A 24,208-nucleotide genomic window follows, 5' to 3' on the forward strand; every position below is an offset into this window, starting at 1 on the left:
GTCGGTCTCTCACCCCATCGCGCCGTTCCGAGGACGGACACCCCCCGACGCGGCCCCGACCCACCACCCGCGAGGAGGCGCTAGGCCAGAGCCCGGCCCAGCACGTACACCGCCGGGGCTGCGGCCGACAGGGGCAGGGCCACTCCCGCTGTGAAGTGGACGAAGCGGGACGGGTAGTCGTAGCTCGCGACCCGGTGGCCGATCAGGGCGCAGGCGCCCGCGCCCGCTCCCAGCAGGGCGCCCGGCGTGCCGAGGCCCGTCATCGCGCCGGTCGCGACGCCCGCGCCCGCCGCCGCGAGCAGCGCCACCACCACGGACGCCGGGGTCGGCAGCGGCAGGGCGCGGGCCAGGACCGCGACGGCCACCGCGACCGCACCCACCGTCACCGCGTCCGCGTCGGCCGCGAGATAGCCGCCCGCGACGATCGCCAGCGCCGCCGCCGCGACCGTCGCCATCAGGCCGTACATCCGCTCGTCGGGGTCGGCGTGCGAGCGCAGTTGCATGACGAGGGAGAGCAGCACCCAGACCCCGAGCGTGCCCAGGATCGCCGACGGCGAGCGGTCCGACACCAGCAGCGCCGCGTCCGCGGCCAGCGCCCCCGCGAAGCCCAGCGCGATGCCCTGCCGTGCCGGCCACATGCCGTTCAGCCGGAACCAGCCCGCCGCGGTGACGCCCTGGAGGGCGACGAGCGGCACCAGGAGCGCGTACGTGCCGACGGCCGCGGCGCCCGCCAGCAGCAGCCCGAGCAGTGCCGTCAGCGCGGCCGGCTGCATCCCCGGCTCGATGACCGGCGACCGCCCCTCCGCCCGCGCCCGCTGGGCGTCCGTGACGCGGGTGTTCCCGCCGACGGTGGCGGGGCCGTACGTGGAATCGGGAGCGGGAGTGACGGGGACCGCCTCGGGGGCGGGAGCCGCGTACGCCTGCGGCGGCAGATACGCCGTCTCCTCCGCCGCCGCCGTCACCGGCTGGTGCGTCTGCGTCTCCCAGGTCTGCCCCTGCCACTGCTGCGTGTACTGCGGGTGCTGGGGGTGCTGGGGGCGCTGGGGGCGCTGCGGATACTGCTGGGCGGCGTACGGATCGTCGTACGGCTGCTGCCCGGGCCATGCCTGCGGCTGCTGCTGCTGCCCGTAAGGGTCGTAGCCCTCGTGCGGCTGGTTGCTCATCGTCATCCTCCTGCGAACGGCGGGAGCACCTCGACCGTGCCGCCGTCGGCCAGCCGTACCGTCTCATGTCCGCGGGTGCCCACGGGGTCACCGTCGACGAGGAACGAGCATCGCCGCAGGACACGCTCGAGTTCGCCGGGGTGTCGCCCGCGCACCCCGTCGAGCGCCTCGGCGAGCGTGACCGCCTCGTACGGCTCCTCGGCCACCCCGGCCGCGGCCTTGGCGGCGGCCCAGTAGCGCACCGTGACCTTTGGCATCTGCTTCCTCAATCGCTCGTCGGTGAACTCCGTCAGGCTAGCCCGCCCGGCCGACGGCCCAGTCCCCGATGCGCGCCAGCAACGCGTCGCTCGCCGCGTGCTCGGCATGCCCCATGTCCGGCTCCAGCCACAGTTCGCCCTGGTCACCGGCGGCCGCGGCCAGCATGCGGGGGTGGTCGAGCGGGAAGTAGCCGTCGGCGTCACCGTGCACGATCAGCAGGGGCGTGGGCGCGATCCTCGCCGCCGCCTCCACCGGGGAGAGGGGGACCGGGTCCCAGTCCCGGTGGTGGATGCGCGTACCGAAGCCGTACCGGCTCACCACCCGCCCCTCGGGCCGCGTCACCAGCCAGTGCAGCCGGCGCATGGGTGCCGTCCCCCGGTAGTACCAGCGCGCGGGCGCGCTGACGGACACCACCGCGTCCGTGCCCGCCTCGTACAGCGCCGCGTGCCGCAGCACCACCGACCCGCCCATGGAGAACCCCACCGTCGCCACGCGCGCGTGCCCGAGTTCCCGGGCCCACTCCACGGCCACCGCCAGGTCGAGCACCTCCCGGTCCCCGACCGTGGACCTACCGCCGGACGCGCCGTGGCCCCGGAAGGAGAAGGTGACGACGGCCCCGTGCCGGGCGAACGCCTGGGCCACCCGCCGCACGTGCGGCCGGTCCACGGCACCGGTGAAACCGTGCGCGACGACGAACACGGGATGAGCGGAAGGCGTCCCGGAGGCGTCGTATACGGCGGTACCCGGGTCGTATATGGCGTCGATCGTCACGCCGTCGTCCGTGCGCAGAAACGTCCGCAGTTGAGCCCGCACAGGCGTTCCCGCGGTCGTCTCGGAGTTCGGACAATCAATGGAACGCGCCACATGACCTGCCGGACCAGAGCTCATGTGGGCTATTCTGCTGGGCAGAGGACTCGGGCAGCGTTGCCCCCGGGTCCTTTTGTGCTTTCGGAAGCGTTGTATACGAAACGGGAAACCGCAGGTGTACGGGGCAGCCGGGATCGCAGAGCGGTGCTGTACCAACAAACGTCCTCGCAGGGACCGAGGAGGAACCAGACGTATGAGTTCTCTGCTGCTCCTGACCAACGCCCTCCAGCCGTCGACGGAGGTGCTCCCCGCCCTCGGCCTGCTTCTGCACAACGTGCGAGTGGCCCCCGCGGAGGGCCCCGCCCTCGTCGACACCCCGGGCGCCGATGTCATCCTCGTCGACGGCCGGCGCGATCTGCCACAGGTCCGCAGCCTGTGCCAGCTGCTCCGGTCGACCGGCCCGGGCTGTCCACTGATCCTCGTCGTCACCGAGGGCGGTCTCGCCGCCGTCACCGCCGACTGGGGCATCGACGACGTCCTGCTCGACACCGCCGGCCCGGCGGAGGTCGAGGCACGGCTGCGGCTGTCCATGGGACGGCAGCAGATCGTCAGCGACGACTCCCCGATGGAGATCCGCAACGGCGACCTGTCGGTCGACGAGGCGACGTACTCCGCCAAGCTCAAGGGCCGCGTCCTCGACCTCACCTTCAAGGAGTTCGAGCTCCTGAAGTACCTCGCCCAGCACCCCGGGCGCGTCTTCACCCGCGCCCAGCTGCTGCAGGAGGTGTGGGGCTACGACTACTTCGGCGGTACGCGCACGGTCGACGTGCACGTACGGCGGCTGCGCGCCAAGCTCGGGCCGGAGCACGAGTCGCTGATCGGCACCGTCCGGAACGTCGGTTATCGATTCGTTACGCCGGAGAAGGTGGAGCGCGCCGCCGAGGAGGCGAAGGCGAAAGCGGCCAAGGCAAAGCAGGACAGTGCGGACAAGTCGGCCGCCCTGGATGCCGCCGAGGCACGCGCTGAGGCGTAAGAGGCGTATCGCGGTGCCCACCTGGGCATCGCTTTCCGCGAGGGGGTCTCCGGACGGCGGTCGGGATATCGTACGGAACCTCCTTTACGCCCTGCCCAGAGCCGGTATATCCGCGTAGACTCCGCGCGTGGCCAAGGTGACTCGGGATGATGTGGCGCGGCTGGCAGGGACTTCCACTGCCGTGGTCAGCTATGTCATCAACAACGGACCCCGGCCGGTCGCCCCGGCCACGCGCGAGCGTGTACTCGCCGCGATCAAGGAACTGGGGTACCGGCCCGACCGGGTGGCCCAGGCCATGGCGTCCCGGCGTACGGATCTCATAGGCCTGATCGTGCCGGACGCGCGCCAGCCCTTCTTCGGGGAGATGGCGCACGCGGTCGAACAGGCCGCGTCCGAGCGCGGGAAGATGGTGCTCGTCGGGAACTCCGACTACATCGGCGAGCGCGAGGTCCACTATCTGCGGGCCTTCCTCGGCATGCGCGTCTCCGGGCTCATCCTCGTCAGCCACGCGCTCAACGACCTGGCGGCCGCCGAGATCGAGGCCTGGGACGCCCGGGTGGTGCTGCTGCACGAGCGCCCCGAGGCCATAGACGACGTCGCCGTCGTCACGGACGACCTGGGCGGCGCCCAGCTCGCCGTACGCCATCTGCTGGAGCACGGCTACGAGTACGTGGCCTGTATGGGCGGCATAGCGGAGACCCCCGCGGTCGGCGACCCGGTCTCCGACCACGTCGAGGGCTGGCGGCGCGCGATGGACGAGGCCGGCGTCTCCACGGAGGGGCGCCTCTTCGAGGCCCTCTACAACCGCTACGACGCCTACCAGGCGGCCCTGAAGATCCTCTCCGGACCCGAGCGCCCGCCCGCGATCTTCTGCTCCACCGACGACCAGGCGCTCGGCCTGCTGCGGGCGGCGCGCGAGCTGCGGATCGACGTCCCCGGCGAGCTGGCCGTGGCCGGGTTCGACGACATCAAGGAAGCGGCGCTCGCCGACCCGCCCCTGACGACGATCGCCTCCGACCGTTCGGCGATGGCCCGCGCGGCGGTGGACCTCGTCCTCGACGACGGCCTGCGGGTCGCGGGGGCGCGGCGGGAGCGGCTGAAGGTGTTCCCGTCCAGGTTGGTGACACGGCGGTCCTGCGGCTGCGCGTAACCCTTCGGGGTCACGGTGGGGCGCCGGGAGGCGTCTTTATATCGGGCATACGAGGTTCTGTCGGGCTTCTCAGGGAGCACTCAGGTAGCTCTCATGGTCGGGCGACAAGCTCAGTTCCATGACCGAGAGCTTCCACCGCAGTGGCGAGTACCAGAACCCTTACGAGGGTCAGCAGCAGGCCCCGGTGAACCCCGAGTGGCCGCCCCCGCCGGCGCACGCCCCGGCTCCCGCTCCGCACGCTCCGAAGAAGCGCCGCCGTGGCCCCGTCGCCCTGCTCGCCGCCGTGGCGATCGTCGCCGCGGCGATAGGCGGCGGCACCGCCTACGGCATCCAGGAGCTGACCGGCAACGACACCGTCTCCTCCAGCTCCACCAGCACCAACGTGGTGCCGTCCAGCCAGAAGGGCACGGTCTCCGGGGTCGCCAAGGCGGTCAGCCCGAGCATCGTCGAGATCAGCGCCGACTCCAACGCCGGGTCCTCCACCGGCTCCGGCGTGATCATCACGAGCGACGGCGAGATCATCACCAACAACCACGTCGTCGCCGGTGCCTCGCAGATCAAGGTGACGACCAACGACGGCAAGTCCTACACCGCCAAGGTCGTCGGCACCGACAGCAAGAAGGACCTGGCGCTGATCAAGCTGGAGAACGCCTCCGGCCTGAAGACCGCGACGCTCGGCGACTCGGCCGGGGTGGGCGTCGGCGACCAGGTCGTGGCGATCGGCTCCCCCGAGGGCCTGACCGGCACCGTCACCAGCGGCATCATCTCCGCCCTCGACCGGGACGTCACGGTCTCCACGGACGAGAGCCAGGGCCAGGAGCAGGGGCAGGGGCAGGGGCAGCAGGGCGGCGAGTGGCCGTTCGAGTTCGGCGGCCGGGAGTTCAACGGCGACACCGGCTCGGACACGACGACGTACAAGGCACTCCAGACCGACGCGTCCCTCAACCCGGGCAACTCCGGCGGCGCGCTGATCGACATGAACGGCAACATCATCGGGATCAACTCCGCGATGTACTCGGCGGCGGGCGCGTCCTCCTCCGCGGCCGCGGGCAGCGTGGGCCTGGGCTTCGCGATCCCGATCAACACCGTCAAGGCCGACCTCGCCACGCTGCGGGCCGGTTCCACGGACTGAGTTCCACTGAATGAGGAGTACGGCGATGATCCAGCAGATCGCGCACACGGAGTCCGGCGACGATCCGGCCGGGGTCGGGCTGGCCCTGGCGGTGGCGTACGAGCTGCACGCGCCGACGGGCCGGGCACCGGAGGTGGCGACCCCGACGGCCACGGCCGCCCGGCGGGCGGGAAGGGCCGCCGCCCGACGCCGCACCGCACGGGCCTGACGCGTCTCCCGGCACCGCACGCGCCCGCGCTCGTACGTGCGCTCGTGCGAGTCTGAGAGCGTCAGACAGCCCCGCCCGCCCCCCTTCACACCCGAGGACCCCGACCCATGAGCCCCGCAGACGGCGACCGTGACCCCCAGCGCATCCTGATCGTCGACGACGAGCCGGCGGTGCGCGAAGCACTTCAGCGCAGTCTCGCCTTCGAGGGGTACGGCACCGAGGTCGCCGTCGACGGCGCGGACGCGCTGGTGAAGGCCGCGGCGTACCGGCCCGACCTGGTCGTCCTCGACATCCAGATGCCCCGCATGGACGGCCTGACCGCAGCGCGCCGCATCCGCGCCACCGGCGACACGACGCCCATCCTGATGCTCACGGCCCGCGACACGGTCGGCGACCGGGTCACGGGCCTCGACGCGGGCGCCGACGACTACCTGGTCAAGCCCTTCGAACTGGACGAACTCTTCGCCCGCATCCGCGCCCTGCTGCGCCGCAGCTCCTACGCGGCGGCCGTGGGCGCGGGCGACCCGGCCAACGAGGACGCCCTCACCTTCGCCGATCTGCGCATGGACCTCGCGACGCGCGAGGTCACACGGGCCGGCCGCCAGGTGGAGCTGACCCGCACGGAGTTCACGCTCCTGGAGATGTTCATGGCCCACCCGCGCCAGGTCCTCACGCGGGAGCAGATCCTGAAGGCGGTCTGGGGCTTCGACTTCGAGCCGTCGTCGAACTCCCTCGACGTCTACGTCATGTACCTGCGCCGCAAGACCGAGGCCGGCGGCGAACCACGCCTCGTCCACACGGTGCGGGGTGTCGGATACGCACTGCGGCCGGGCGGCGCGGAGTGAACAAGGTCGTACGCCGGTTCCGCTCCCTGCCGATCCGGTCCCGACTGGCGCTGCTGGTGGCGGCGGCGGTGGCGTTCGCGGTGGCGGCGGTGTCGGTGACGTGCTGGTTCATCGTGCAGGGGAAGTTGTACGACCAGGTGGACGATGACCTGCGGTCGTCGTTCCGCACGATGCAGGCGGACGAGTTCGACGCGCTGACGAAGACGTGCCCCCAGAACCCTTCCAACACGCTCGGGGGAGCGCCGCGGCCGCAGACCTACGCGCAGGTGGTCAGGACCGACGGCAAGGTCTGCCGCTTCAGCAGCCTCATGCCCCAGGTGAACGTGACGAGCGGCGACAAGGGCGTGGCCAAGGATCCCGATCCCAGGACGGCCCTACTGCGCAACGGCACCGACAGCGACGGCAATTCGGTGCGCGTGCTGACCACGGCGGTGGTCGTGAAGGACGGTCCGTTCCAGCAGGGCGTGGCCGCCGACTACGCGCTGGTCATCGCCGTCCCGCTCAAGGGAACGGAGTCCACGCTCAACGAACTGGCGCTGATCCTGTTGCTGGTCTCGGGCGTGGGGGTGTTCGGCGCGGGGGCGGCCGGCCTCACGGTCGCCAGGGCGGGCCTCCGCCCCGTCGACAAACTCACGGAAGCGGTCGAGCACGTGGCCCGCACGGAGGACCTGGACGTCCGCATCCCGGTGGACGAAGACAGCGAGGACGAGGTGGCCCGCCTGTCCCGCTCGTTCAACTCGATGACATCGGCCCTGGCCAGCTCGCGAGAACTCCAGCAGCAGCTCATCGCGGACGCGGGCCACGAGCTGCGTACGCCGCTGACGTCCCTCCGCACGAACATCGAACTCCTCACCCGCAGCGAGGAGACAGGCCGCCCCATCCCCGAGGCAGACCGCAAGGCCCTGCTCGCCTCGGTGAAGGCGCAGATGACGGAACTGGCCGCACTCATCGGCGACCTCCAGGAACTCTCCCGCCCGGACACGGGCCAGCACTCCGGCCGTACCCAGATCGTCGCCTGGCACGACACGGTCGAGTCGGCGCTACGGCGGGCGCGACTGCGGGGCCCGGAGCTGACGATCACGGCGGACGTACGGCCCTGGTTCGTGCGAGCGGAACCCGCCGCCCTGGAACGGGCGGTGGTCAACATCCTCGACAACGCGGTGAAGTTCAGCCCGGAGTCCGGAGCGGTCGAGGTGCGGCTGGTGGCCGGTGTGCTGTCGGTCCGCGACCACGGCCCGGGCATCCCCGCCGACGAACTCCCCCACGTCTTCGACCGCTTCTGGCGCTCCCCGAGCGCGAGGGCCCTGCCGGGCTCGGGCCTGGGCCTGTCGATCGTGGCCCGCACGGTGCAGCAGGCAGGCGGCGAGGTGTCCCTGTCCCACGCGGAGGGGGGCGGCACGGTGGCGACGGTACGACTGCCCGGGGCGGCTACGGCTCCGCCGGAGCTGCCGTAGCGGGACTCGGCCTGCGGGGCATCGGCCTCGTGCCGAAATCCCTTACTGCCAGAAGATCTCTTCCACCACGATCTGCGGGTCCTCTGTGCGCTACACGAAGGTGTACTTCAGCCAACCGCGGTGGTTGTCGAAGTACAGGATGTGAGCTTCCTTCGGATCAGTGGACCGTACCGGTTCGACGTACATGGTGTCCGGGAGGTCGCCGTCGGCGTCGATCCCCCGGAAGTACGGGTCCTTCACAGTGACCAGCTCGGCACGAGCTTCGTCGAGCATCCTCCGCACGTCCTCAGGTAACGCGTCGCGCGAGGCGAGAGCATCGAGCCGCCAGTCCGTCTGCCACAGCGGCCCCATGAAGTCGTCGGTCACTGACCAGGCTCCGTTTCCCGCGCCCGGTAGCGGATCCTCGATGCTTCCTCGAGGAGGGCCTTGGCCTCGTTGATGTCCGAGCACTCATATGCTGCCCGGTGCTCGAGGTCGGCCACATGGGCGTCCAGCTGGGGGTCACGGGCGATGGCGTACTCGCCCCACCAGCGGGCCATGAACGCCGGAAGAGGTCCGATGTCGTACGTGTCGGCGATCGCACGCTTCCAGTGTTCGTCGAAGTCCGGAAGAAGCTGGGGAGCATGCCGAGCGATGGCCTGGCGGAGCGCCTTCGGGGTCCGCTCGGGCATGGGTGGAACGGCAGGGGCGGGTTCCTCAGCATGGGCACTCATGATCGATACGCTCCTTCGACGCGCCGCGCCTACGACCATAGCGGCAGCTTCAGCACGTCAGGGAATGGATCAACACGATTCGCCCTTGACCTGCGCCAGGAACGACGACCACGAGATCGCGCCGAACACGAGTACCGGGCTGTGCGGCACCTTGCTGTCTCGGACGGGCACTGTGCCGGGGCAGTTGTCGGCGACCTCGAGACAGTTGTTGGCTCCCCCGTCGCTGTAGCTCGACTTGCGCCAATAGCTCATGAACTCGGACGTGGGCTCCATAGCCATTCTCTTCCTGGCAGCGATCCTGTAGAGGTTGCCCAGCACATCCGGAGCTTTGTCGAACTCCTCATCACTGATGTCGACGCCGATCACTTCACGGGCGACCTTCCGGTCAGCTGCCACATGCTCCGCGATCTGCGCCGCCGTCCGCTGCTGGGCAGCCAACTGCTCGACCAGTTGCCTCAAAGACACGCCCCTTTGCTCGGCTGCCTGAGCCAGATAGTCACGGGCTTGCCGGGACACCTTGATGCTCACGTCCTCTGCCATGGCTCCACCATGGCCGGGCCACAGCCCCAACCGGGCCGATTACGGCCCCCGTCACCCGGAGATATGCGCCGGTCCCTCGTCCTTGACGTCGGCCAGGAACGACATCCAAGGGCTCGCGCCGAACACGAGTATCGGGCTGTGGGGGAGCTTGCTGTCGCGGACCGGGACTATGCCGGGGTGGCCGTCTGCGACCTCCAGGCAGTTCGTGCCGCCCCCGTCGCTGTAGGTCGACTTGCGCCACACGGCGGTAGTGAGGTCGGGGGCTCGGTTCATTCTCTGCACTCCTCTAGAAGGCGCTTGATGAACGCCGTCGACTCCGCGGGAGTCAGCGCCGCGTCCCTGACGCGATCGTAGGACAAACGGAAGCGCAGGACCTTGTCCGGTTCCGTGATCAATTCACCGAAGCCGTTGCCCTCCGTCCAGGCAACTGGATCGCCAATGCGCTGCCAGAAAAGCCAGAGGTGGCTGTCCATGAGGTCGTGCACTCCGGCCACGAAGGGCAGCACCTGGATCGCGACGTTCGGCAACTCGGCCGCGTCCAGGAGGTGTGACAACTGCTCCGCCCACACCTTCGCGTCAGGGATCGGCCGCCGCAGAGCCACCTCGTCCAGGATCACGCGTACGTCCGGCGTCGACTCGCGGTACAGCAACTCCTGCCGCCCCACCCGCGCAGCCACCTGTTCCTCGACTTCCTCACTGTTGCCTGCCGTTGTCTGGGCGCCAGACAACCCTGACAACACCGCGCGGGCGTAGTCCTCGGTCTGCAAGAGACCCGGCACGCGCAGCTGGAACATCCACATGATCTGCGCCGTCGCCTCAAGGTCCATGAACGCCTTGTACTTGTCCTTGATGACCTCCCGCCGGGCATCACGCCACTCACGAACCAGCAGGTCACCAGAGCCGTAGTAGCTGTCCAAGTCCTCCATGACCGCTCGCTTGGAAAGCCGTTCCCCCTTCTCCAGGCGGCTCAAGTAGCTCTTGTCGTACCCCGTGTCCTCGGCCAACTGCCCGAGCGACTTCCCCGCCTGCTCCCGCAGGAACCTCAGTGTCCGGCCCAGCGCCGCCCGCCCCGATTCCCGTTCCCCGTCAACCACTTCGCCCACGTCACCCCTCACCGTTGCCTGGAGCGCCAGGCAACACCTGACCCCTTCCGCAGCGTACGGGTGAGCCGTAACCATCGAGGCACGAACGGTAATCACCGCTCGTCAAACCCCCTGCCTTGCCTCCCGAAAGGGACCCCCATGCGTCTACGCCTGCGCGCCGCCGAACTCTGCGAGTCCCTGCTCCTGACCCTCGTACGACTCCTCCTCCCCGCCCAAGGACGCCACCGTGCCGCCCCCGACCTGCGGCCGCTCCCTCCACCCGAACCCCCTCGACGCCGCCCCTACGCGGAGCCCCTCGTCATGGACACCCCGTTGGTGCGGCCGTACCTCCGTGACCTGGAGGTCTACGCATGAGACTGCTCCCCTGGACCGGCGCCGACGGCAAGGACTGTTACCTGTCCACCGACGACCCGCACAGCCGCCTCTCGCTGCTCGCCGATGACGTCGAGGCCGCTCAACTCGCTTCCGCCGAGCAGGTACTCGCGGGTGCCAGGGCCGTGCTCGAAGACGCCAAGGCCGGTGAGCGTGCCGTTCGTTTCGCGCTGACAAGGGCCGTGGAGTCTCTGGGAGACGTACTGCGCGTTGCGGTCAGCCGGGACAGCGGCACCCGATAAAGCAGGACAAGCCCGCCCGCCAGCTGTCAATGTCCTGTCGTACCCACCAGTACCGCAAACACCTGCACCCGTTCTGACATCTTCACTGCCGTCACAGAACGACAAGCAGGAGTGAGCGACCCCCATGCGTCTCATTCGTAAGTCAACTCTCAAGAAATGCGGCCTTGTTGCTGCTTCCACCGCCCTCGCCGTAACCGGTCTGCTGGCCGGCGCGGGGACCGCCTCCGCCGGGCCCGCCGGGGCGACCAACATCCGGGGTGTCGACCCCGGTGACACCGACCGGATGATCGAGCGGCTGTGCGGTCAGGAGACGAGCCTGACCGGCGTCTACGGTGCCCTCAACGTCGACACCGGCGAGTTCAAGACCCAGGACGAGTACCTGCGGGACGTCTTCGGGCTGTGGAAGCCCGCCGGGCCGTGGGAGCTGTTCCGCGGCTGGTGCGGGTACGCCGAGGCCTCGACCTGGTCCATCAAGGGCGACACCGTCCGGACCTCCCGGTGGATCGGCAACAAGGGCTCCGCCGACGACAAGGAGACCTTCGTCAGCAGCTACAGCACCAAGACGTTCGCGAAGAAGAGCGTCGGCGGCACCATCAGCCTCTCCCTCGCCAAGAGCATCTTCAGCGGAACCGTGGGCGGCAGCGCCGGGTACGAGTGGGGCTGGGAGAAGGAGTCCAAGTTCGAGACCCGGAGTGAGAAGACCATTCCGCCCTGTCGGCAGGTGGCTGTCACCTGGACTCCGTACCAGCGCGTGGTGCGGGTGAACCCCGTCTTCCACGTCGAGGACTACCAGTGGGACAAGGGGGACGGGGAACGGACCGCGCACAGCTGGCGGGACCGGGGTTACCAGACGATCTACTCGCACGGGTACTACATCGACGGCATCTCCGACAAGCTCCTCCCCAGCGGCCAGCCCGACGGCCGTGAGGACAAGATCGAGGAGAAGCTCGACCCCGCGTCCTGCACGAAGTAAGGCAGACAGCGCGAGGCGGCAACCTTTCCGTGTGGGGCGACGACTGGTCAGTGGTCATTCCCCCACACGGATCGGATCGCCGTATGAGTGAGCCGCGCAGCAAGGCCCGTCATCGTCACCGCAGAAGCCGCACCGCCCTGGCCGTCACGCTCCCCCTGGCCCTGACCGCCGCCGGTGCCCTCGCCTACGGCAACGACCTCGGCGTGCTCGGCGGCAGCGGCCGGGAGGCCTCCGCCGCCGCCCCGGCCTGGGCGGCCGACACCGCCGACGGGTTCGCCTCCGTCAACTCCCTCGGGCAGAACGGGACGTACGGCGGGCGGGACGGCAAGACCGTCACCGTGAAGACGCAGGCCGAGCTGGAGAAGTACGCCACCGCCGCCGAGCCGTACGTCATCGTCGTCGCCGGGGCCATCGCCATGAACCCGGTCGGCAAAGAGATCAAGGTGCAGTCCGACAAGACCATCGTGGGCCAGGGGACCTCCGGGCACATCGTCGGCGGTGGGTTCTTCCTCGGGTCCGGCGTGCACAACGTGATCATCCGGAACCTGACCATCCGGGACGCGTACCAGGGCATCTGGAACGACAAGGACCATGACTTCGACGCCATCCAGATGGACGGCGCCCATCACGTCTGGATCGATCACAACGATCTGCGGCACATGGCCGACGGGCTCATCGACGTCCGCAAGGACTCGACGAACGTCACCGTCTCCTGGAACAGGCTGAGCGACAACAACAAGACCTTCGGCATCGGCTGGACCGAGAACGTCAAGACCGACATCACGATCCACCACAACTGGATCCGCGAGACCGAGCAGCGTAATCCGTCCACGGACAACGCCGCGCACGCCCACCTCTACAACAACTTCCTCGAGGACGCCGCCGGCACCGACATCAAGTCGTCGTACGGCAACTACTCGCGCGGCGCGACGAAGATGGTCCTGGAGAACTCCTACTTCCAGGGCATCAAGAACCCCGTCATCAAGGACAGTGGCGCCTCGATCGTGCAGCGAGGGAGCGTCTTCTCCGGGACCAGTGGAAGGAACGAGAGCGGCGGGAGCGCCTTCGATCCGAAGGCCTACTACCCGTACAGCCTCGATCAGGCCGCCGACATCCCCGCCATCCTCAGGTCCGGAGTCGGTCCCCGTTCCTCCATCGGTACGACGGCCGCCTCCACCAAGGCCGCCGCCGCGACCACCCTCACCGTCGCCGCCGACGGCAGCGGTCAGTACCGGACCGTGCAGGCCGCCGTGAACGCCGTCCCGGCGAACAATCCCGCCCGCGTCGTCATCGCCGTCAAGCCGGGGACGTACCGGGAACTCGTCAAGGTGCCGTCCAACAAGCCGCACGTCACCATCCAGGGCATCGGCGGCAGCCGCAAGGACACGACGATCGTCTACAACAACGCGGCCGGTACGCCCAAGCCCGGCGGCGGTACGTACGGCACCGGCGGGAGCGCCACCGTCGCCGTCGAGGCCGACGACTTCCAGGCCCGGAACCTGACCATCTCCAACGACTTCGACGAGAAGGCCAACCAAAGCCTCAGCGGGCATCAGGCCGTCGCGCTGCGGACCGCCGCCGACAAGGTGTTCCTGGACGGGATCATCGTCAACGGCGACCAGGACACGCTGCTGCTCGACACCGCCGCCAAGGACAAGCTCGGGCGGGTCTACGTCAGTAATTCCTACGTCACCGGCAACGTCGACTTCATCTTCGGGCGGGCCACGGCCGTCGTCGACAAGTCCGTCATCACGCTGAAGAAGCGCTGGGACGGGACCTCGGCCGGCTACGTCACGGCTCCCAGCACGGCCGCCAACCGCAAGGGCATCCTGATCGCCAACTCCACGGTGAGCGGCGACGTCTCGAACGGCAGCTTCTTCCTCGGCCGGCCCTGGCACGCGGGCGGTGACGCCTCGCTCGACCCGCAGACCACGGTCCGCAACACCAGCCTCAGTGGCGCCGTGAAGTCCACGCCGTGGACCGACATGAGCGGCTTCTCGTGGAAGGACGACCGGTTCGCCGAGTACAAGAACTCGGGTGCCGGTGCCGGGTCGGCGAACTCCAACCGGCCGCATCTGAGCGACGCGCAGGCCGCCGACCAGGAGGTCGCGGACTGGCTCGCGGGCTGGACGCCTTCGGCGTCCTGACGGCTCCCTTCCGGGTCCGGCTGACAAGCGGCGCCGGACCCGGAAGGGTCACCATGCCTCGGGAGAGGCTTACTGCTTCCAGGCGTAGTGCAGCCGGTCCAGGCCGCTCTGGTTGTTCACCGTCAGGCTGAGGTTCGTGCCCGTGCCCTGGAGCGTGGTGAGGGAGTACGTGTCACCGTTGCGCAGGCCGGGCCAGTAGACGGAGCCCAGGCCCAGCTCCCGGATGGTGTCGGTCGCGGCCTGGATGTAGGCGATCTCGTTGGAGGTGCCGACCGGGCCGTTGTAGTCCAGGCCGGTGGTCATGGAAGCGCCGAACTCGTCGAGGATCGTGCGCGAGGCGCAGTCGCCGATGCGCGACTTGAAGTCGGCCTTCCACTGGTCGACGCTGGTCCAGTCGGTGTGCCAGAAGCCGTAGTTGTGCAGGGCCAGGCGCGTGCCCTTGAGGCGCGGGTCGGCGCAGACCGGCTTGACGTCCTCGCTGTACTTGTAGCCGCCGATCAGCATCCGGTCGCGGGGCACCTTGCGGTAGGTGCTCACCCACTGCGCGGCGACGTCGGTCCACTCCTGGGCGGTGTAGCCGAACGGCTCGTTCATCGGCTCGAAGTACACCTTGGAGTTGCGGGCGTAGGCGGAGGTGATCCGCGCCCACATCTGGTTCCAGGTGGCCTGGTCGTCGATCTTGCCGTCCTTGGCGTTGTCGGCCTCCCAGTAGCCCAGGATGACCTTGAAGCCCTTGGCGGTGGCGGCGTCGATCGCGCCCCGGTACGAATTCCAGAAGGGGCCGTTCACCGAGGTCGGGTTGACCGGGAGCCGGACGGTGTTGGCGCCGAGCTTGGAGAACCCGGTGATGATCGCCTTGGACTTGGCGTAGGTGGTGGCGTAGTTGTCGGTGGTGGACAGGCCCGAGGGCACGACCGCGTCGTCGGCGTAGTTGTCGCGCGGGTCGGCCCAGTTGACGCCCTTGAAGTCGCTGACGGGCGGCGGTGTGGCGGGACGGGAGGCTGGCGAGGCGGCAGCGGGGGAAGCGAGCGCTCCGCCGAATGCCGTGACGCAGGCCAGCAGCGCCCCCACGCAAGCTGTCCCGCGATGGTTCCTTTGAGACACGACATCCCCTTCTGAGCATGTGCGAAGGTGAGCAGCCCACGATCGGACCGCTCAGTGGAGCACGAAACTAGAAGGAGACTCGAACAGAGGTCAACACATCTGCACACAAAGTTTCACCCAGGGAGCGCCCCCGGGCGGTGGTCGACCTCAGGAGGACTTCTCTCCGTCCGAGGACGACGAGGACATGTCCTCCAGGTTCTTGCGGGCTTTGTCCGAGAGCTGCTTCTTCCCGGCCAGCACCTCCCGGTAGTACTGCGCGCCCTTCTCCTTGGCCATCGGGAAGTCCTCGTCGAACTCCTCCGCCTCGTGGTACGGGTCGCCCTGCTTCGTCAGGGCACCGCGCATGGCCTTGCCCGCCCCGGGGAACCGGCGCTCCTCGGACTCCGTCATGACCCCGTAGAGCATGGCGGCGGCCCGTCGCTGCGTCGCACTCATGGTGCTGACGATGTCCTGGTCCGGCTCCTCGCCGCGCGCCGCCGCCGAGACCACCGGCAGGTGCTCGGCGTCGAGCGCCCTGACCAGCTCGTTGTACGTGGTTCCGAGGTCCTCGCTGCCCGGGTGCTGGGTCTTCTTGTTCGACGTGATGTACGGGCCGGCCCCTCGGCCCTTGTTCACCGTGTACGGGCCGAAGGGGCTCTGCCCGGGTCCGTACACGGGCGCCGTCTGACCACGTTTCCCCGCCCGCTCGTTGGCCCTGCGCAACCGGCTCAGCCCGTCCATGGGCTTCTCCTCGGCCGGGCCCTCGCCGTTGCCGCCCTGGGGCATGCGCTGAACGGCCACGAACGCGGCGTTGCCGGCGGTGCGCTGGAGGGACATCGCCGCGTCCGGCGTCAGCTGCCCGCCGGCTGCCAGCCGGGCCGCCCGGGGTTCGTCCTCATGCGGTCGGAGCAGGGGCCGGTGGGGGTGTCCGGCCCGCGCGTCCGCCTCGGATTCCGGGGACCTACCGTGCCTGTGCATCCGCATCATCCTCGTCTCGGTCCGGTGCGCCCGGCCCAGTCTCCCGGGGATCGCGGGGTGCGGACAGCGCCCGGGGGCCAGACTTCCGGGCACATCGCGCTGCGCGAAAAGCCCTCGGGGCGGCTTCGAATCCGGCGCGGCTCAGCTGCCCACCGACAGCCCCGAGCCCGACAGCCGTACCCGGATGCCGTCCTCCTCCACCCGTACGTCCTCCAGCTCTACGTCCCCCTGCTCCGGCTTCGGCAGCTCGAACGCCAGCGCGAGACGGTCGGCCAGGACCGGGCGGGTCAGGCCCGACAACTCGGTGAGGAGGCCGGGGTCGAGGCCCAGGCGCTTGAGTACGTCGGGGTTGTTCAGGGCGAGGTCGATGAGGTTGAGGCGTTCGGCCTGGCGGGCGAAGCGCGGGGAGCCGGTCAGCTCGGCGAGCTTGCCGTCGTCGGCCAGGGCCTGGTTCACGGTCGTCTCGGGCACGCCCATGCGCTGCACGATGGCCGGGACCGACAGCAGCGCCTTGGCCTTCTGGGTCTCCCGGGCCAGGTCGGCGGACGCCTTGGGCGTCAGATGCAGTCCCTCCGAGGCGCGCTTGCCGGGGCGATAGGTGGCCAGGTCCCCGATGTCCAGGCGCATGCCGCCGATCTCCGTGGCGATGCCCCGCTCCCCCTGCCGCTGGATCCGGGCCTCGGCCCGCAGCTTCAGGTTGTGCCCGGCGACCGGCAGGGTGCCGCGCGCCCGCACCCGGTCCCGGCCCTCGCCGGTGAACGTCACCTGGGAGGCGCCGAGTTCGCGGTTGAGGTCCTCGAAGGACAGCAAGACGTCCCCGTCGAACCGGGGGACATCGGCGCCGCGCACGGAGGTCAGGCCGTCGGCGTTCAGCCGTACGTCATGGGCCGTGGCCGACACCTTCGCCAGCGAGACCCGGTCCGCGGCGACGTCCGGGACGGTCACCTTCACCGACTCCAGCCGCTTGTCGGCGAGCTGGGTGAGGAAGGGGAAGCCGCCGATCTCCACCTCGGGCGCGGCGGCCAGGTCCAGGCGGTCCTTGAGGGTGCCCGCCGCCTTGTGCTCGGCGTACAGCACCGCCCAGCGGTCACCGAGGGCGGCGAACGAGGCGAGAACGACCAGGCCCACCACCGCCTTCACCGCGAGCGGCAGCCCGGCGAAACGATTCTTTCGACGTCGGCCGCCGCGACGGTGAGCGGGCGGCGACCACTCCGGTTCCTGCTCGTCCCGCTGCTCCGCGTCCTCGCCGAGGAAGTCCTGCAGAGGGGTCGCCTCCAGAGGCCCGTCGTCGAGGGCGCCGAGTTCGTCGTAGGGGTTGTGGGGCTGTTCGGAGCGGTCGTCGGAATGGTGCGTGTCCATGCGGTGGGGGGTGCGCATCGTCTCATCCGACCATGCGCACCGCCCCACCTCGCAACCTGAACCCCACCTATGCGATTTACTTCACGATCGTGATGCGGTCCGCATTGGGCGGCGCGATCGGGTTACCGGCCGACGAGTTGGCCGTCAGGTACTGCTCCAGAGCGGCCAGGTCGTCGAGGCCGACGACGTCGTTCGTACCCTGACCCAGCGTCGGGAATCCGTCGCCGCCGCCCGCGAGGAAGCTGTTCGTCGCGACGCGGTACGTGGCCGCCGGGTCGATGGCCTTGCCGTCCAGCTTGACCGAGTCGGTGACCACCCGGTCGGCGCCGGACTTGGTGAGGTCCAGCGTGTAGGTCAGGCCGGACGACACCTGGAGAACCTTCGGCGCCGCCGCGTTCGGGCCGGTCACCTGCTCCTTGAGGACCTGGATGAGCTGGGCGCCCGTGAAGTCCTGGAGGTTCACGGTGTTGGCGAACGGCTGGACCGTGAAGCCCTCCGCGTAGGTCACGACACCATCGCCCTCACCGGCTTTGGCCGCATACGTCAGAGGTGCCCGGATACCGCCCGGGTTCATCAACGCCAGGTCGGTCTCCGGGTCGAGCTGCTTGCCGTACGCGAGCTGGGCGTCGGCGATCAGGTCGCCGAGCGGGGACTCGCTGCCGGTGTTGCCGATGTCGCCGGAGATGTAGCCGATCGGCTTGTTGCCGATGGGCGCGGCCAGGGTGTTCCACTTGCTGATCAGCTGCGTCATGTCGGGCGCCTTGGGGACGTCCCGGGTGACCACGCGGTTAGCCGACTTCACGGCCGTACGGGCGATGTCGCCGGTCTTGCGGTCGTACGTCAGCGTGGTGTCGGTGTAGAGGCGGCCGAAGGACGCGGCCGAGGTGACCATGCGGGGCTTGCCCGCCGGGTCGTCGATGCTGCACACGTACGCGTTGTGGGTGTGGCCGGTGACCAGCGCGTCCACCTGCGGCGTGACGTTCTTGGCGATGTCGACGATCGGCCCGGAGATGCCGTCGCCGGCGCCCGGGGAGTCACAGTCGTAGTTGTACGACGTCGACGCCGGGAAGCCGCCCTCGTGGATGAGGGCGACGATCGACTTCACGCCCTTCTTCCGCAGCTCCTTGGCGTACTTGTTGATCGTCTCGACCTCGTCCTTGAAGGAGAGGCCCTTGACGCCCTCGGCGGAGACGATGTCCGGAGTGCCCTCCAGGGTCACGCCGATGAAGCCGACCTTGACGTCCTTCTTCTTCCACACCCAGTAGGGCTTGAGGATCGGCTTCTTCGTCTTCTCGTCGAGGACGTTGGCGGCCAGGTAGGGGAAGTCGGCGCCCTTGAACTTCTTGTCCGTGTAGCAGCCGTCCTTCGGGTGACAGCCGCCGTTCTGCAGACGGCCCAGCTCCTTGGCGCCCTCGTCGAACTCGTGGTTGCCGACGGAGGTGACGTCGAGGTCGAGCTTGTTCAGCGCCTCGATGGTCGGCTCGTCGTGGAAGAGCCCGGAGATCAGCGGGGAGGCACCGACCATGTCGCCGCCGGCGGCGGTGACGGAGTACTTCTCGCCCTTGCGGGCCTCGCGCAGATGCGTGGCCAGGTACTCCACGCCACCCGCGTCGATGGTCTTCGTCGTACCGTCCGCCTGCTGCTCGGTGACCCGGCCGGAAGAACCGGCCGGCGGCTCCAGGTTGCCGTGCAGGTCGTTGAACGACAGCAGCTGGACATCCTGGTAGCGGCCGGGCCAGTGACCGCCCTTGCGGTGGTCCTCGCCGGCGGTCGCCGACCCCGGCAGCCCCGCGGCGGCCAGCGCGCCGACGGTGACGACACCGGCGGCGAGAGCGGCGAAACGGTTCGTACGACGTCTACGGCGCTCCCGGTGCACCGGTGCCGGTGAAGTGGCTGGCATACGCCCCCCTGTGGGTCTGCTGCTGCTTGCTTGGACAGTGATGTCGTCCGGCGCAGCCTAGAGTCAACGCGCGTAGCGCGACAGGTGTTTCGTGGTTACATCTGAGTTGCTTCTTTGCCGCCGATTTGCCGGTGGGGCGCCGTACCCTCGTACGCATGACCAGCGACGACACCGTACGGCCCGGCCGCCCCCGCTCGATCGAGACCCTTGCCGCGCTCTCCGCGGAGCAGACCGAGGCCGTGCTCGGACTGCTCGCCGAGGCCGCCGGTACCGACGGGCAGCAGGCGGTGTCCGAACAGGGCCGGTTGCAGTTGCGCGGCGGCGAGCGGGAGGGCGTGGCGCATCTGCTGCTCACCGTCGACGGCGAACTCGTCGGCTATGCCCAGCTGGAGGACACCGACCCGGTGGAGCCGCCGGCCGCCGAGCTGGTCGTCCACCCCGGGTATCGCGGGCACGGGCACGGACGGGCGCTCGGCTCCGCCCTGCTGGCCGCCTCCGGCAAGCGGCTGCGGGTCTGGGCGCACGGCGGCCACTCCGCCGCCCGGCATCTCGCGCAGGTCCTGGGCCTGACCCTGTTCCGTGAACTGCGCCAGATGCGACGCCCGTTGACCGGCTTCGACGCACCCGAGCCGGTGCTCCCCGAGGGCGTCACCGTCCGCGCCTTCGTCCCCGGCCAGGACGACGCGGCCTGGCTCGCCGTGAACGCCGCCGCCTTCGCCCACCACCCCGAGCAGGGCTCCCTCACCCAGCGGGATCTCGACGACCGCAAGTCCGAGCCGTGGTTCGACCCCGCCGGTTTCTTCCTCGCCTTCCGCGGCGACGAACTCGTCGGCTTCCACTGGACCAAGGTCCACGCCCAGGAGGGCCTCGGCGAGGTCTACGTCCTCGGCGTCGGCCCCGGCGCCCAGGGCGGCGGCCTCGGCAAGTCCCTGACGACGATCGGCCTGCGGCATCTGGCGGGGCAGGGCCTGCCGACGGCGATGCTGTACGTCGACGCCGACAACAAGGCGGCGGTGACGGTGTACGAGCGGCTGGGGTTCGAGACGCACGAGGTGGATCTGATGTACCGGACGGAGACCTGAGGGAGCCGGGCGAGGCCGGGACCGGTGAGCCGGCGGATCAGTGAGCGGTGAGTCCGCCGTCGACGACGAACTCCGCCCCGGTGACGAACGAGGACTCGTCGCCGGCCAGGAACAGCATCGTGGGAGCGATCTCCTCGGGGCGGCCGGCCCGCCGCATCGGGGTCCGCGCGACATCGGGCTGCTGATCCCCCTCCGCGTCGAGGATCTCCTGGATCATCGGGGTGGCGATGACACCCGGGTGCACGGAGTTCACGCGAACACCCCGCGTCGCGTACTCCACCGCGGCGGTCTTGGTGAGCAGGCGTACCGCTCCCTTGGACGCCTGGTACGCGGCGGCTGCCCCGCTGCCGATCAGCCCCAGGACGGACGAGGTGTTGATCACCGAGCCGTTGCCACTCGCGCGCAGCAACGGCATCGCCGCCTTCATGCCCAGCCAGGTCCCTGTCTGGTTGACCGCGATCACCCGGTCCCACGCCTGGCGATCGGTGTCCTCGACACCGGGCCAGTCCACGACGCCCGCGATGTTCACCAGCACGTCCAGCCGCCCGAAGTGCTGCTCGACCCGGGTGATGGCCTCTCCCCATTGCTGTGCCGAGGACACGTCCAGGCCGATGCCCACCGTCTCGGCGCCGCCGCTCCGCAGCCGTGCCGCGAGGTCCGCCGCGGCGTCGGCGGCGGCGTCGGTGACCAGGAGACGCGCTCCCTCCCGGGCGAACAACTCCGCGGTGGCCCGGCCGATGCCACCTGTCGCGCCGGTGATCAGCGCTGTCTTGCCTGCCAGTCGTCCCGTCATGGCGGTGCTCATCTCGCGTCCCTGTCTCGTGTGCCGGACATCCCGGGTGCTGGATGTCCCGGGTGCTGGATGTCCCGTGTGCTGGATGTCCTACGTGCTGGTGTGTCATGTGCTGGTTCAGAGCGCGGTGAAGCCGCCGTCCGCGGCGACCACGGCTCCCGTGACGAAGCTCGAGCGCGGTGACGCGAGGAAGCACAGGACCTCGGCGATCTCCGCGGGTTGTGCCACCCGTCCCAAGGGCTGCGCATCGGCGAAGGAAGCCAGATACGCCCGGCTGTCGGAACGGAACGTGTCGAGGAAGTCGGTCTCGACGACGCCCGCGGCGACGAGATTGGCGCGGATGCCCAGGGGCCCGCCCTCGACGGCGAGCACCTTGGTCAGCTGGGCCAGAGCCCCCTTGGACGCGCTGTAGGCGGCGCCTTCGGGCAAGGCGACCGTGCACGTGTAGGAGCCGGTGCCGACGATGGCTCCACCGCCCCGGACCTTCATGGCCCGGAAGGCTTCGCGGGCGAAGAAGAAGGAACCGCGGGCGTTGACCGCCATCACCGCGTCCCAGTCCTCGGCGGTGGTGTCGGTGACGGGCTTGTTCAGGGTGAGCCCGGCGTTGTTCACCAGGATGTCCAGCCCGCCGAAGGCGTCCACGGCGGTCTGCACCGCCCGGACGGCGGTCTCCTCACGCGTCACGTCGCCGGTCACCGTCAGGACGCCCGGAAACTCTTCCGGCAGGTTCTCGTTCTCGGGACGCAGGTCGACGGCGACGACATGGGCGCCGCGCTCGTTCAGCAGCGCCACCGTCTCCCTGCCCACGCCCCGCGCGCTCCCGGTGACGAGAGCGACCTTCCCGGCGAATTCGGCGCTCTGCCGGTCGCCGTCGGCGGTCCCGGTCATGGCGGGCTCCTCTCCTCGGTTCCTTCGATCAGCGCGTTTCTTCGCGTCTGTCGTTCTCCACCGAGAGTGGGCAGGTCACGGGCCATCGCCCAGGCCGCACGCCGCCTGGGTGCGGCACACCCAGGCAGCGCCCAGGACCTCACGCCTAGCCTGGACGCATGGCTGACAACCACCTGGGCGACTTCCTCCGCGCACGCCGCGCCGATCAGCGGCCGGAGAACGTCGGCATGGCGAGCTACGGAACCCGCAGGGTCGCCGGACTGCGCCGTGAGGAGGTCGCCGTCCTGGCCGGAGTGAACGCCGACTACTACACGCGCCTGGAGCAGGGGCGCGAACGAAACCCCTCACCCCAGGTGCTCGACGCCCTCAGCCGCGCGCTGCGGCTCGACGCGGATGCCCGCGCGCACCTGTACCGGCTTGCCGGGGCCGCTCCGGGCGACCAGGTCGCCGTACACACCGCCGACTCGGTCAGCCCCGCGCTGCGGCAGCTGATGGACGGCTACCCGAACACCCCCGCCTTCGTCCTCGACCGGACCCTGGACATCCTCGCCACCAACGCCCTGGCCGACGCCCTCTACGCGCCGTTCGACCCGGCGGACAACCTGGCGCGTATGACGTTTCTCGACCCCGCGGGCCGGCACTTCTACACGGACTGGGACCGGGCTGCCCAGGCCGCCGTCGCCAACCTGCGCCACGCGGCGGGCTTCGACCCGAACGACCCCCGGCTACGGGCACTGGTCCGCACCCTCACCGAGCACAGCACGGAGTTCACCCGCCTGTGGAACGCCCACACCGTGCGCGGCAAGACCCGGGACGCCAAGCACCTCCTCCACCCGGACGTCGGCGCCCTCGCCCTTACCTACCAGGCGTTCGACGTACGGGACGCGCCCGGCCAGCAGCTCGTCATCTACCACGCCGAGCCGGGCAGCTCCAGCGCCCAGGCCCTGGGCCTCCTCGGCTCCCTCCACGCCACCCGGCGTCCGTCCCAGCCCCGCTCCCAAGGGCGGGGCTAGCCTCCGCTCACCGCACAGACTCAGCCCACGACGGTCGCCAGACAGCCCCCTCGGTCAACCGCGGGCGCGTCGCCAGCAGGTGGTCGCGGAGGGCGGCGAGGCCGGGGTGGGGGTTGTCCGTGCGCCAGAGCAGTGAGTGCGGGTAGACCGGCATCGGGTCACGCACGGGGACGAGGCGCAGGTCGTGGTCGGTCGGCCAGACGAGTGGGGTGCGTTCGCTGAGGAAGGTCGCCAGGTCCGGGGAGCCCGCGATGGTGTCGAGGAGTGCCTCTATGCCGAAGTTGGGGCCGATGGTGTCGAGGGAGGGGCCGAAGGCCGCGGCGAGTTCGTCGTAGTAGGCGGACCACTCCGTGCCGGGCACGTTGCCCGGCATCCAGATCCGGTGCCCGGCCAGTTGCGCGGGTGTCACCGAGGCGGCACGGGCGAACTCGTGGTCGGGGCCGACGCACAGGCGCAGCGGCTCGTCGAGGACCGGGACGGCTTCGATGCCGTCGGGGAGCCGGTGCCCGGGCATGGTGACGGCACGGAACGTGGCATCGACGGCGCCGTCCCGCACGGCGGCCACCGCCGTATCGGCGGCGCCGAACAGCGTCACGACGTCCAGGGCGATCTCCGGATGCGCCCGGTGGAAGTCCCGTACCAGTCCGGCCGTGGCGACCCGGCGCCCCACCACGTCCACGCGTAGCGCACGGTCCCCGGGACGCACGGCGGCCACCGCCCGCTCCTCGGCCTGGAGCAGGGCCCGGGCGTGCGGCAGGAGCGCCTGCCCGTCGATGGTGAGTTCCGCTCCACGGGCCGTACGGACGAGCAGCCGCACCTCGAGGCCCTTCTCCAGCGCGGCGATCCGTTTGGAGACGGCCTGCTGAGTGAGGGACAGATCCACGGCGGCCTTCTGGAACTGCCCGGAGTCGGCGATCGCGACGAAAGCTCGTACGGCTTTGAGGTCCACGTCGACAGCCTAGTCACACAACA

The 24,208-nt window shown here is 69.9% G+C and carries 27 protein-coding genes; 12 read left to right on the top strand and 15 right to left on the bottom strand.

Features of this window, described 5'->3' with window-relative positions; all coding sequences use genetic code 11:
• Positions 1-80 precede the first annotated feature (80 nt).
• Genes ACZ58V_RS34565 through ACZ58V_RS34575 form a run of 3 tightly spaced genes read right to left on the bottom strand, consistent with a single transcriptional unit; the run spans position 81 to position 2,309 of the window.
• On the bottom strand, positions 81-1,163 hold the full coding sequence (locus tag ACZ58V_RS34565) for a hypothetical protein (RefSeq protein ID WP_471295090.1): 1,083 nt from the start codon (positions 1,161-1,163) through the stop codon (positions 81-83).
• Positions 1,164-1,165: 2 nt separating this feature from the next.
• Positions 1,166-1,420: a MoaD/ThiS family protein gene (locus ACZ58V_RS34570; RefSeq protein ID WP_189729493.1), complete on the bottom strand. Its 255-nt coding sequence runs from the start codon at positions 1,418-1,420 to the stop codon at positions 1,166-1,168.
• Positions 1,421-1,457: 37 nt separating this feature from the next.
• Positions 1,458-2,309 carry an alpha/beta hydrolase gene (locus ACZ58V_RS34575; RefSeq protein WP_471295092.1) on the bottom strand — a complete coding sequence of 284 codons (852 nt, stop codon included), beginning with the start codon at positions 2,307-2,309 and terminating at the stop codon, positions 1,458-1,460.
• 172 nt (positions 2,310-2,481) lie between these two features.
• Here ACZ58V_RS34575 and ACZ58V_RS34580 point away from each other — a divergent pair, with 172 nt between their 5' ends.
• The 6 genes from ACZ58V_RS34580 (at position 2,482) to ACZ58V_RS34605 (ending at position 8,050) form a co-directional block, all read left to right on the top strand.
• Positions 2,482-3,261: a response regulator transcription factor gene (locus tag ACZ58V_RS34580; protein WP_189729497.1), complete on the top strand. Its 780-nt coding sequence runs from the start codon at positions 2,482-2,484 to the stop codon at positions 3,259-3,261.
• A gap of 127 nt (positions 3,262-3,388) precedes the next feature.
• Entirely contained in the window at positions 3,389-4,411 is a 1,023-nt protein-coding gene (locus ACZ58V_RS34585; protein ID WP_468193787.1) for a LacI family DNA-binding transcriptional regulator, read from the top strand.
• Positions 4,412-4,529: 118 nt separating this feature from the next.
• Positions 4,530-5,543 carry a S1C family serine protease gene (locus ACZ58V_RS34590; protein ID WP_471295095.1) on the top strand — a complete coding sequence of 338 codons (1,014 nt, stop codon included), beginning with the start codon at positions 4,530-4,532 and terminating at the stop codon, positions 5,541-5,543.
• A gap of 25 nt (positions 5,544-5,568) precedes the next feature.
• Complete coding sequence (locus ACZ58V_RS34595) at positions 5,569-5,751, top strand: hypothetical protein (RefSeq protein ID WP_468193782.1); 183 nt, start codon at positions 5,569-5,571, stop codon at positions 5,749-5,751.
• A 107-nt stretch (positions 5,752-5,858) separates the two neighbouring features.
• The gene (locus ACZ58V_RS34600; RefSeq protein WP_468193779.1) at positions 5,859-6,596 is read left to right on the top strand and encodes a response regulator transcription factor; all 738 of its coding nucleotides are present in this window, start codon (positions 5,859-5,861) and stop codon (positions 6,594-6,596) included.
• A complete protein-coding gene (locus tag ACZ58V_RS34605) occupies positions 6,593-8,050 on the top strand; it encodes a sensor histidine kinase (RefSeq protein WP_471295098.1) in 1,458 nt (485 codons plus the stop codon). Before ACZ58V_RS34600 ends, ACZ58V_RS34605 begins: the two co-directional genes overlap by 4 nt.
• 90 nt (positions 8,051-8,140) lie before the next feature.
• On the opposite strand, the gene ACZ58V_RS34610 is transcribed toward ACZ58V_RS34605, so the two are convergent.
• The 5 genes from ACZ58V_RS34610 to ACZ58V_RS34630 form a co-directional block, all read right to left on the bottom strand.
• Entirely contained in the window at positions 8,141-8,416 is a 276-nt protein-coding gene (locus tag ACZ58V_RS34610) for a hypothetical protein (RefSeq protein WP_468193774.1), read from the bottom strand.
• Positions 8,413-8,763, bottom strand: coding sequence for a hypothetical protein (locus ACZ58V_RS34615; RefSeq protein WP_468193771.1), 351 nt, complete (start codon positions 8,761-8,763; stop codon positions 8,413-8,415). The genes ACZ58V_RS34610 and ACZ58V_RS34615 overlap by 4 nt, the downstream gene beginning before the upstream one ends.
• 69 nt (positions 8,764-8,832) lie before the next feature.
• A complete protein-coding gene (locus tag ACZ58V_RS34620) occupies positions 8,833-9,036 on the bottom strand; it encodes a DUF397 domain-containing protein (RefSeq protein WP_468194579.1) in 204 nt (67 codons plus the stop codon).
• A gap of 318 nt (positions 9,037-9,354) precedes the next feature.
• Positions 9,355-9,576 (bottom strand): DUF397 domain-containing protein, encoded by a 222-nt coding sequence (locus ACZ58V_RS34625; RefSeq protein WP_468193769.1) that lies wholly within the window; start codon positions 9,574-9,576, stop codon positions 9,355-9,357.
• The gene (locus tag ACZ58V_RS34630) at positions 9,573-10,406 is read right to left on the bottom strand and encodes a helix-turn-helix domain-containing protein (protein ID WP_468193767.1); all 834 of its coding nucleotides are present in this window, start codon (positions 10,404-10,406) and stop codon (positions 9,573-9,575) included. The genes ACZ58V_RS34625 and ACZ58V_RS34630 overlap by 4 nt, the downstream gene beginning before the upstream one ends.
• 138 nt (positions 10,407-10,544) lie before the next feature.
• Here ACZ58V_RS34630 and ACZ58V_RS34635 point away from each other — a divergent pair, with 138 nt between their 5' ends.
• The 4 genes from ACZ58V_RS34635 to ACZ58V_RS34650 all read left to right on the top strand — a co-directional run bounded on the left by ACZ58V_RS34635 (position 10,545) and on the right by ACZ58V_RS34650 (position 14,140).
• Positions 10,545-10,760, top strand: a complete 216-nt coding sequence (locus ACZ58V_RS34635; protein WP_468193765.1) for a hypothetical protein — start codon at positions 10,545-10,547, stop codon at positions 10,758-10,760.
• On the top strand, positions 10,757-11,020 hold the full coding sequence (locus ACZ58V_RS34640; protein WP_471295101.1) for a hypothetical protein: 264 nt from the start codon (positions 10,757-10,759) through the stop codon (positions 11,018-11,020). The genes ACZ58V_RS34635 and ACZ58V_RS34640 overlap by 4 nt, the downstream gene beginning before the upstream one ends.
• Before the next feature lie 124 nt (positions 11,021-11,144).
• Positions 11,145-11,993: a hypothetical protein gene (locus ACZ58V_RS34645; protein ID WP_468193763.1), complete on the top strand. Its 849-nt coding sequence runs from the start codon at positions 11,145-11,147 to the stop codon at positions 11,991-11,993.
• A gap of 83 nt (positions 11,994-12,076) precedes the next feature.
• The gene (locus tag ACZ58V_RS34650) at positions 12,077-14,140 is read left to right on the top strand and encodes a pectinesterase family protein (protein ID WP_471295103.1); all 2,064 of its coding nucleotides are present in this window, start codon (positions 12,077-12,079) and stop codon (positions 14,138-14,140) included.
• Positions 14,141-14,209: 69 nt separating this feature from the next.
• On the opposite strand, the gene ACZ58V_RS34655 is transcribed toward ACZ58V_RS34650, so the two are convergent.
• The 4 genes from ACZ58V_RS34655 to ACZ58V_RS34670 form a co-directional block, all read right to left on the bottom strand.
• Positions 14,210-15,244 carry a glycoside hydrolase family 5 protein gene (locus ACZ58V_RS34655; protein ID WP_471295105.1) on the bottom strand — a complete coding sequence of 345 codons (1,035 nt, stop codon included), beginning with the start codon at positions 15,242-15,244 and terminating at the stop codon, positions 14,210-14,212.
• Positions 15,245-15,391: 147 nt separating this feature from the next.
• A complete protein-coding gene (locus ACZ58V_RS34660; RefSeq protein ID WP_471295108.1) occupies positions 15,392-16,201 on the bottom strand; it encodes a hypothetical protein in 810 nt (269 codons plus the stop codon).
• 141 nt (positions 16,202-16,342) lie between these two features.
• Positions 16,343-17,578 (bottom strand): LmeA family phospholipid-binding protein, encoded by a 1,236-nt coding sequence (locus ACZ58V_RS34665; RefSeq protein ID WP_468193753.1) that lies wholly within the window; start codon positions 17,576-17,578, stop codon positions 16,343-16,345.
• A 58-nt stretch (positions 17,579-17,636) separates the two neighbouring features.
• Positions 17,637-19,460, bottom strand: coding sequence for a bifunctional metallophosphatase/5'-nucleotidase (locus ACZ58V_RS34670; protein ID WP_471295110.1), 1,824 nt, complete (start codon positions 19,458-19,460; stop codon positions 17,637-17,639).
• A gap of 155 nt (positions 19,461-19,615) precedes the next feature.
• On the opposite strand from ACZ58V_RS34670, the gene mshD reads away from it, so the two are divergent.
• The gene (mshD, locus tag ACZ58V_RS34675; protein WP_471295111.1) at positions 19,616-20,542 is read left to right on the top strand and encodes a mycothiol synthase; all 927 of its coding nucleotides are present in this window, start codon (positions 19,616-19,618) and stop codon (positions 20,540-20,542) included.
• Positions 20,543-20,579: 37 nt separating this feature from the next.
• Here mshD and ACZ58V_RS34680 read toward each other — a convergent pair whose 3' ends face one another.
• Entirely contained in the window at positions 20,580-21,335 is a 756-nt protein-coding gene (locus ACZ58V_RS34680) for an SDR family NAD(P)-dependent oxidoreductase (protein ID WP_468194576.1), read from the bottom strand.
• A 117-nt stretch (positions 21,336-21,452) separates the two neighbouring features.
• Positions 21,453-22,223 (bottom strand): SDR family NAD(P)-dependent oxidoreductase, encoded by a 771-nt coding sequence (locus ACZ58V_RS34685; RefSeq protein ID WP_471295113.1) that lies wholly within the window; start codon positions 22,221-22,223, stop codon positions 21,453-21,455.
• Positions 22,224-22,381: 158 nt separating this feature from the next.
• Between ACZ58V_RS34685 and ACZ58V_RS34690 the strand changes: the two genes are divergently transcribed.
• The gene (locus ACZ58V_RS34690) at positions 22,382-23,236 is read left to right on the top strand and encodes a helix-turn-helix transcriptional regulator (RefSeq protein WP_471295116.1); all 855 of its coding nucleotides are present in this window, start codon (positions 22,382-22,384) and stop codon (positions 23,234-23,236) included.
• Positions 23,237-23,243: 7 nt separating this feature from the next.
• On the opposite strand, the gene ACZ58V_RS34695 is transcribed toward ACZ58V_RS34690, so the two are convergent.
• Positions 23,244-24,185, bottom strand: a complete 942-nt coding sequence (locus tag ACZ58V_RS34695) for a LysR family transcriptional regulator (protein ID WP_468193740.1) — start codon at positions 24,183-24,185, stop codon at positions 23,244-23,246.
• Positions 24,186-24,208 lie beyond the last annotated feature (23 nt).

The organism is Streptomyces sp. NPDC040589 (assembly GCF_055594445.1).

What these genes read in the sequence shown, in the direction of transcription:
- ACZ58V_RS34565 (WP_471295090.1), bottom strand. Translation starts at nt 1,163, where the DNA reads ATGAGCAACCAGCCGCACGAGGGCTACGACCCTTACGGGCAGCAGCAG.
- ACZ58V_RS34570 (WP_189729493.1), bottom strand. Translation starts at nt 1,420, where the DNA reads ATGCCAAAGGTCACGGTGCGCTACTGGGCCGCCGCCAAGGCCGCGGCC.
- ACZ58V_RS34575 (WP_471295092.1), bottom strand. Translation starts at nt 2,309, where the DNA reads ATGAGCTCTGGTCCGGCAGGTCATGTGGCGCGTTCCATTGATTGTCCG.
- ACZ58V_RS34580 (WP_189729497.1), top strand. Translation starts at nt 2,482, where the DNA reads ATGAGTTCTCTGCTGCTCCTGACCAACGCCCTCCAGCCGTCGACGGAG.
- ACZ58V_RS34590 (WP_471295095.1), top strand. Translation starts at nt 4,530, where the DNA reads ATGACCGAGAGCTTCCACCGCAGTGGCGAGTACCAGAACCCTTACGAG.
- ACZ58V_RS34595 (WP_468193782.1), top strand. Translation starts at nt 5,569, where the DNA reads ATGATCCAGCAGATCGCGCACACGGAGTCCGGCGACGATCCGGCCGGG.
- ACZ58V_RS34600 (WP_468193779.1), top strand. Translation starts at nt 5,859, where the DNA reads ATGAGCCCCGCAGACGGCGACCGTGACCCCCAGCGCATCCTGATCGTC.
- ACZ58V_RS34615 (WP_468193771.1), bottom strand. Translation starts at nt 8,763, where the DNA reads ATGAGTGCCCATGCTGAGGAACCCGCCCCTGCCGTTCCACCCATGCCC.
- ACZ58V_RS34620 (WP_468194579.1), bottom strand. Translation starts at nt 9,036, where the DNA reads ATGGAGCCCACGTCCGAGTTCATGAGCTATTGGCGCAAGTCGAGCTAC.
- ACZ58V_RS34625 (WP_468193769.1), bottom strand. Translation starts at nt 9,576, where the DNA reads ATGAACCGAGCCCCCGACCTCACTACCGCCGTGTGGCGCAAGTCGACC.
- ACZ58V_RS34635 (WP_468193765.1), top strand. Translation starts at nt 10,545, where the DNA reads ATGCGTCTACGCCTGCGCGCCGCCGAACTCTGCGAGTCCCTGCTCCTG.
- ACZ58V_RS34640 (WP_471295101.1), top strand. Translation starts at nt 10,757, where the DNA reads ATGAGACTGCTCCCCTGGACCGGCGCCGACGGCAAGGACTGTTACCTG.
- ACZ58V_RS34645 (WP_468193763.1), top strand. Translation starts at nt 11,145, where the DNA reads ATGCGTCTCATTCGTAAGTCAACTCTCAAGAAATGCGGCCTTGTTGCT.
- ACZ58V_RS34650 (WP_471295103.1), top strand. Translation starts at nt 12,077, where the DNA reads ATGAGTGAGCCGCGCAGCAAGGCCCGTCATCGTCACCGCAGAAGCCGC.
- ACZ58V_RS34660 (WP_471295108.1), bottom strand. Translation starts at nt 16,201, where the DNA reads ATGCACAGGCACGGTAGGTCCCCGGAATCCGAGGCGGACGCGCGGGCC.
- ACZ58V_RS34665 (WP_468193753.1), bottom strand. Translation starts at nt 17,578, where the DNA reads ATGCGCACCCCCCACCGCATGGACACGCACCATTCCGACGACCGCTCC.
- ACZ58V_RS34670 (WP_471295110.1), bottom strand. Translation starts at nt 19,460, where the DNA reads ATGCCAGCCACTTCACCGGCACCGGTGCACCGGGAGCGCCGTAGACGT.
- mshD (WP_471295111.1), top strand. Translation starts at nt 19,616, where the DNA reads ATGACCAGCGACGACACCGTACGGCCCGGCCGCCCCCGCTCGATCGAG.
- ACZ58V_RS34680 (WP_468194576.1), bottom strand. Translation starts at nt 21,335, where the DNA reads ATGACGGGACGACTGGCAGGCAAGACAGCGCTGATCACCGGCGCGACA.
- ACZ58V_RS34685 (WP_471295113.1), bottom strand. Translation starts at nt 22,223, where the DNA reads ATGACCGGGACCGCCGACGGCGACCGGCAGAGCGCCGAATTCGCCGGG.
- ACZ58V_RS34690 (WP_471295116.1), top strand. Translation starts at nt 22,382, where the DNA reads ATGGCTGACAACCACCTGGGCGACTTCCTCCGCGCACGCCGCGCCGAT.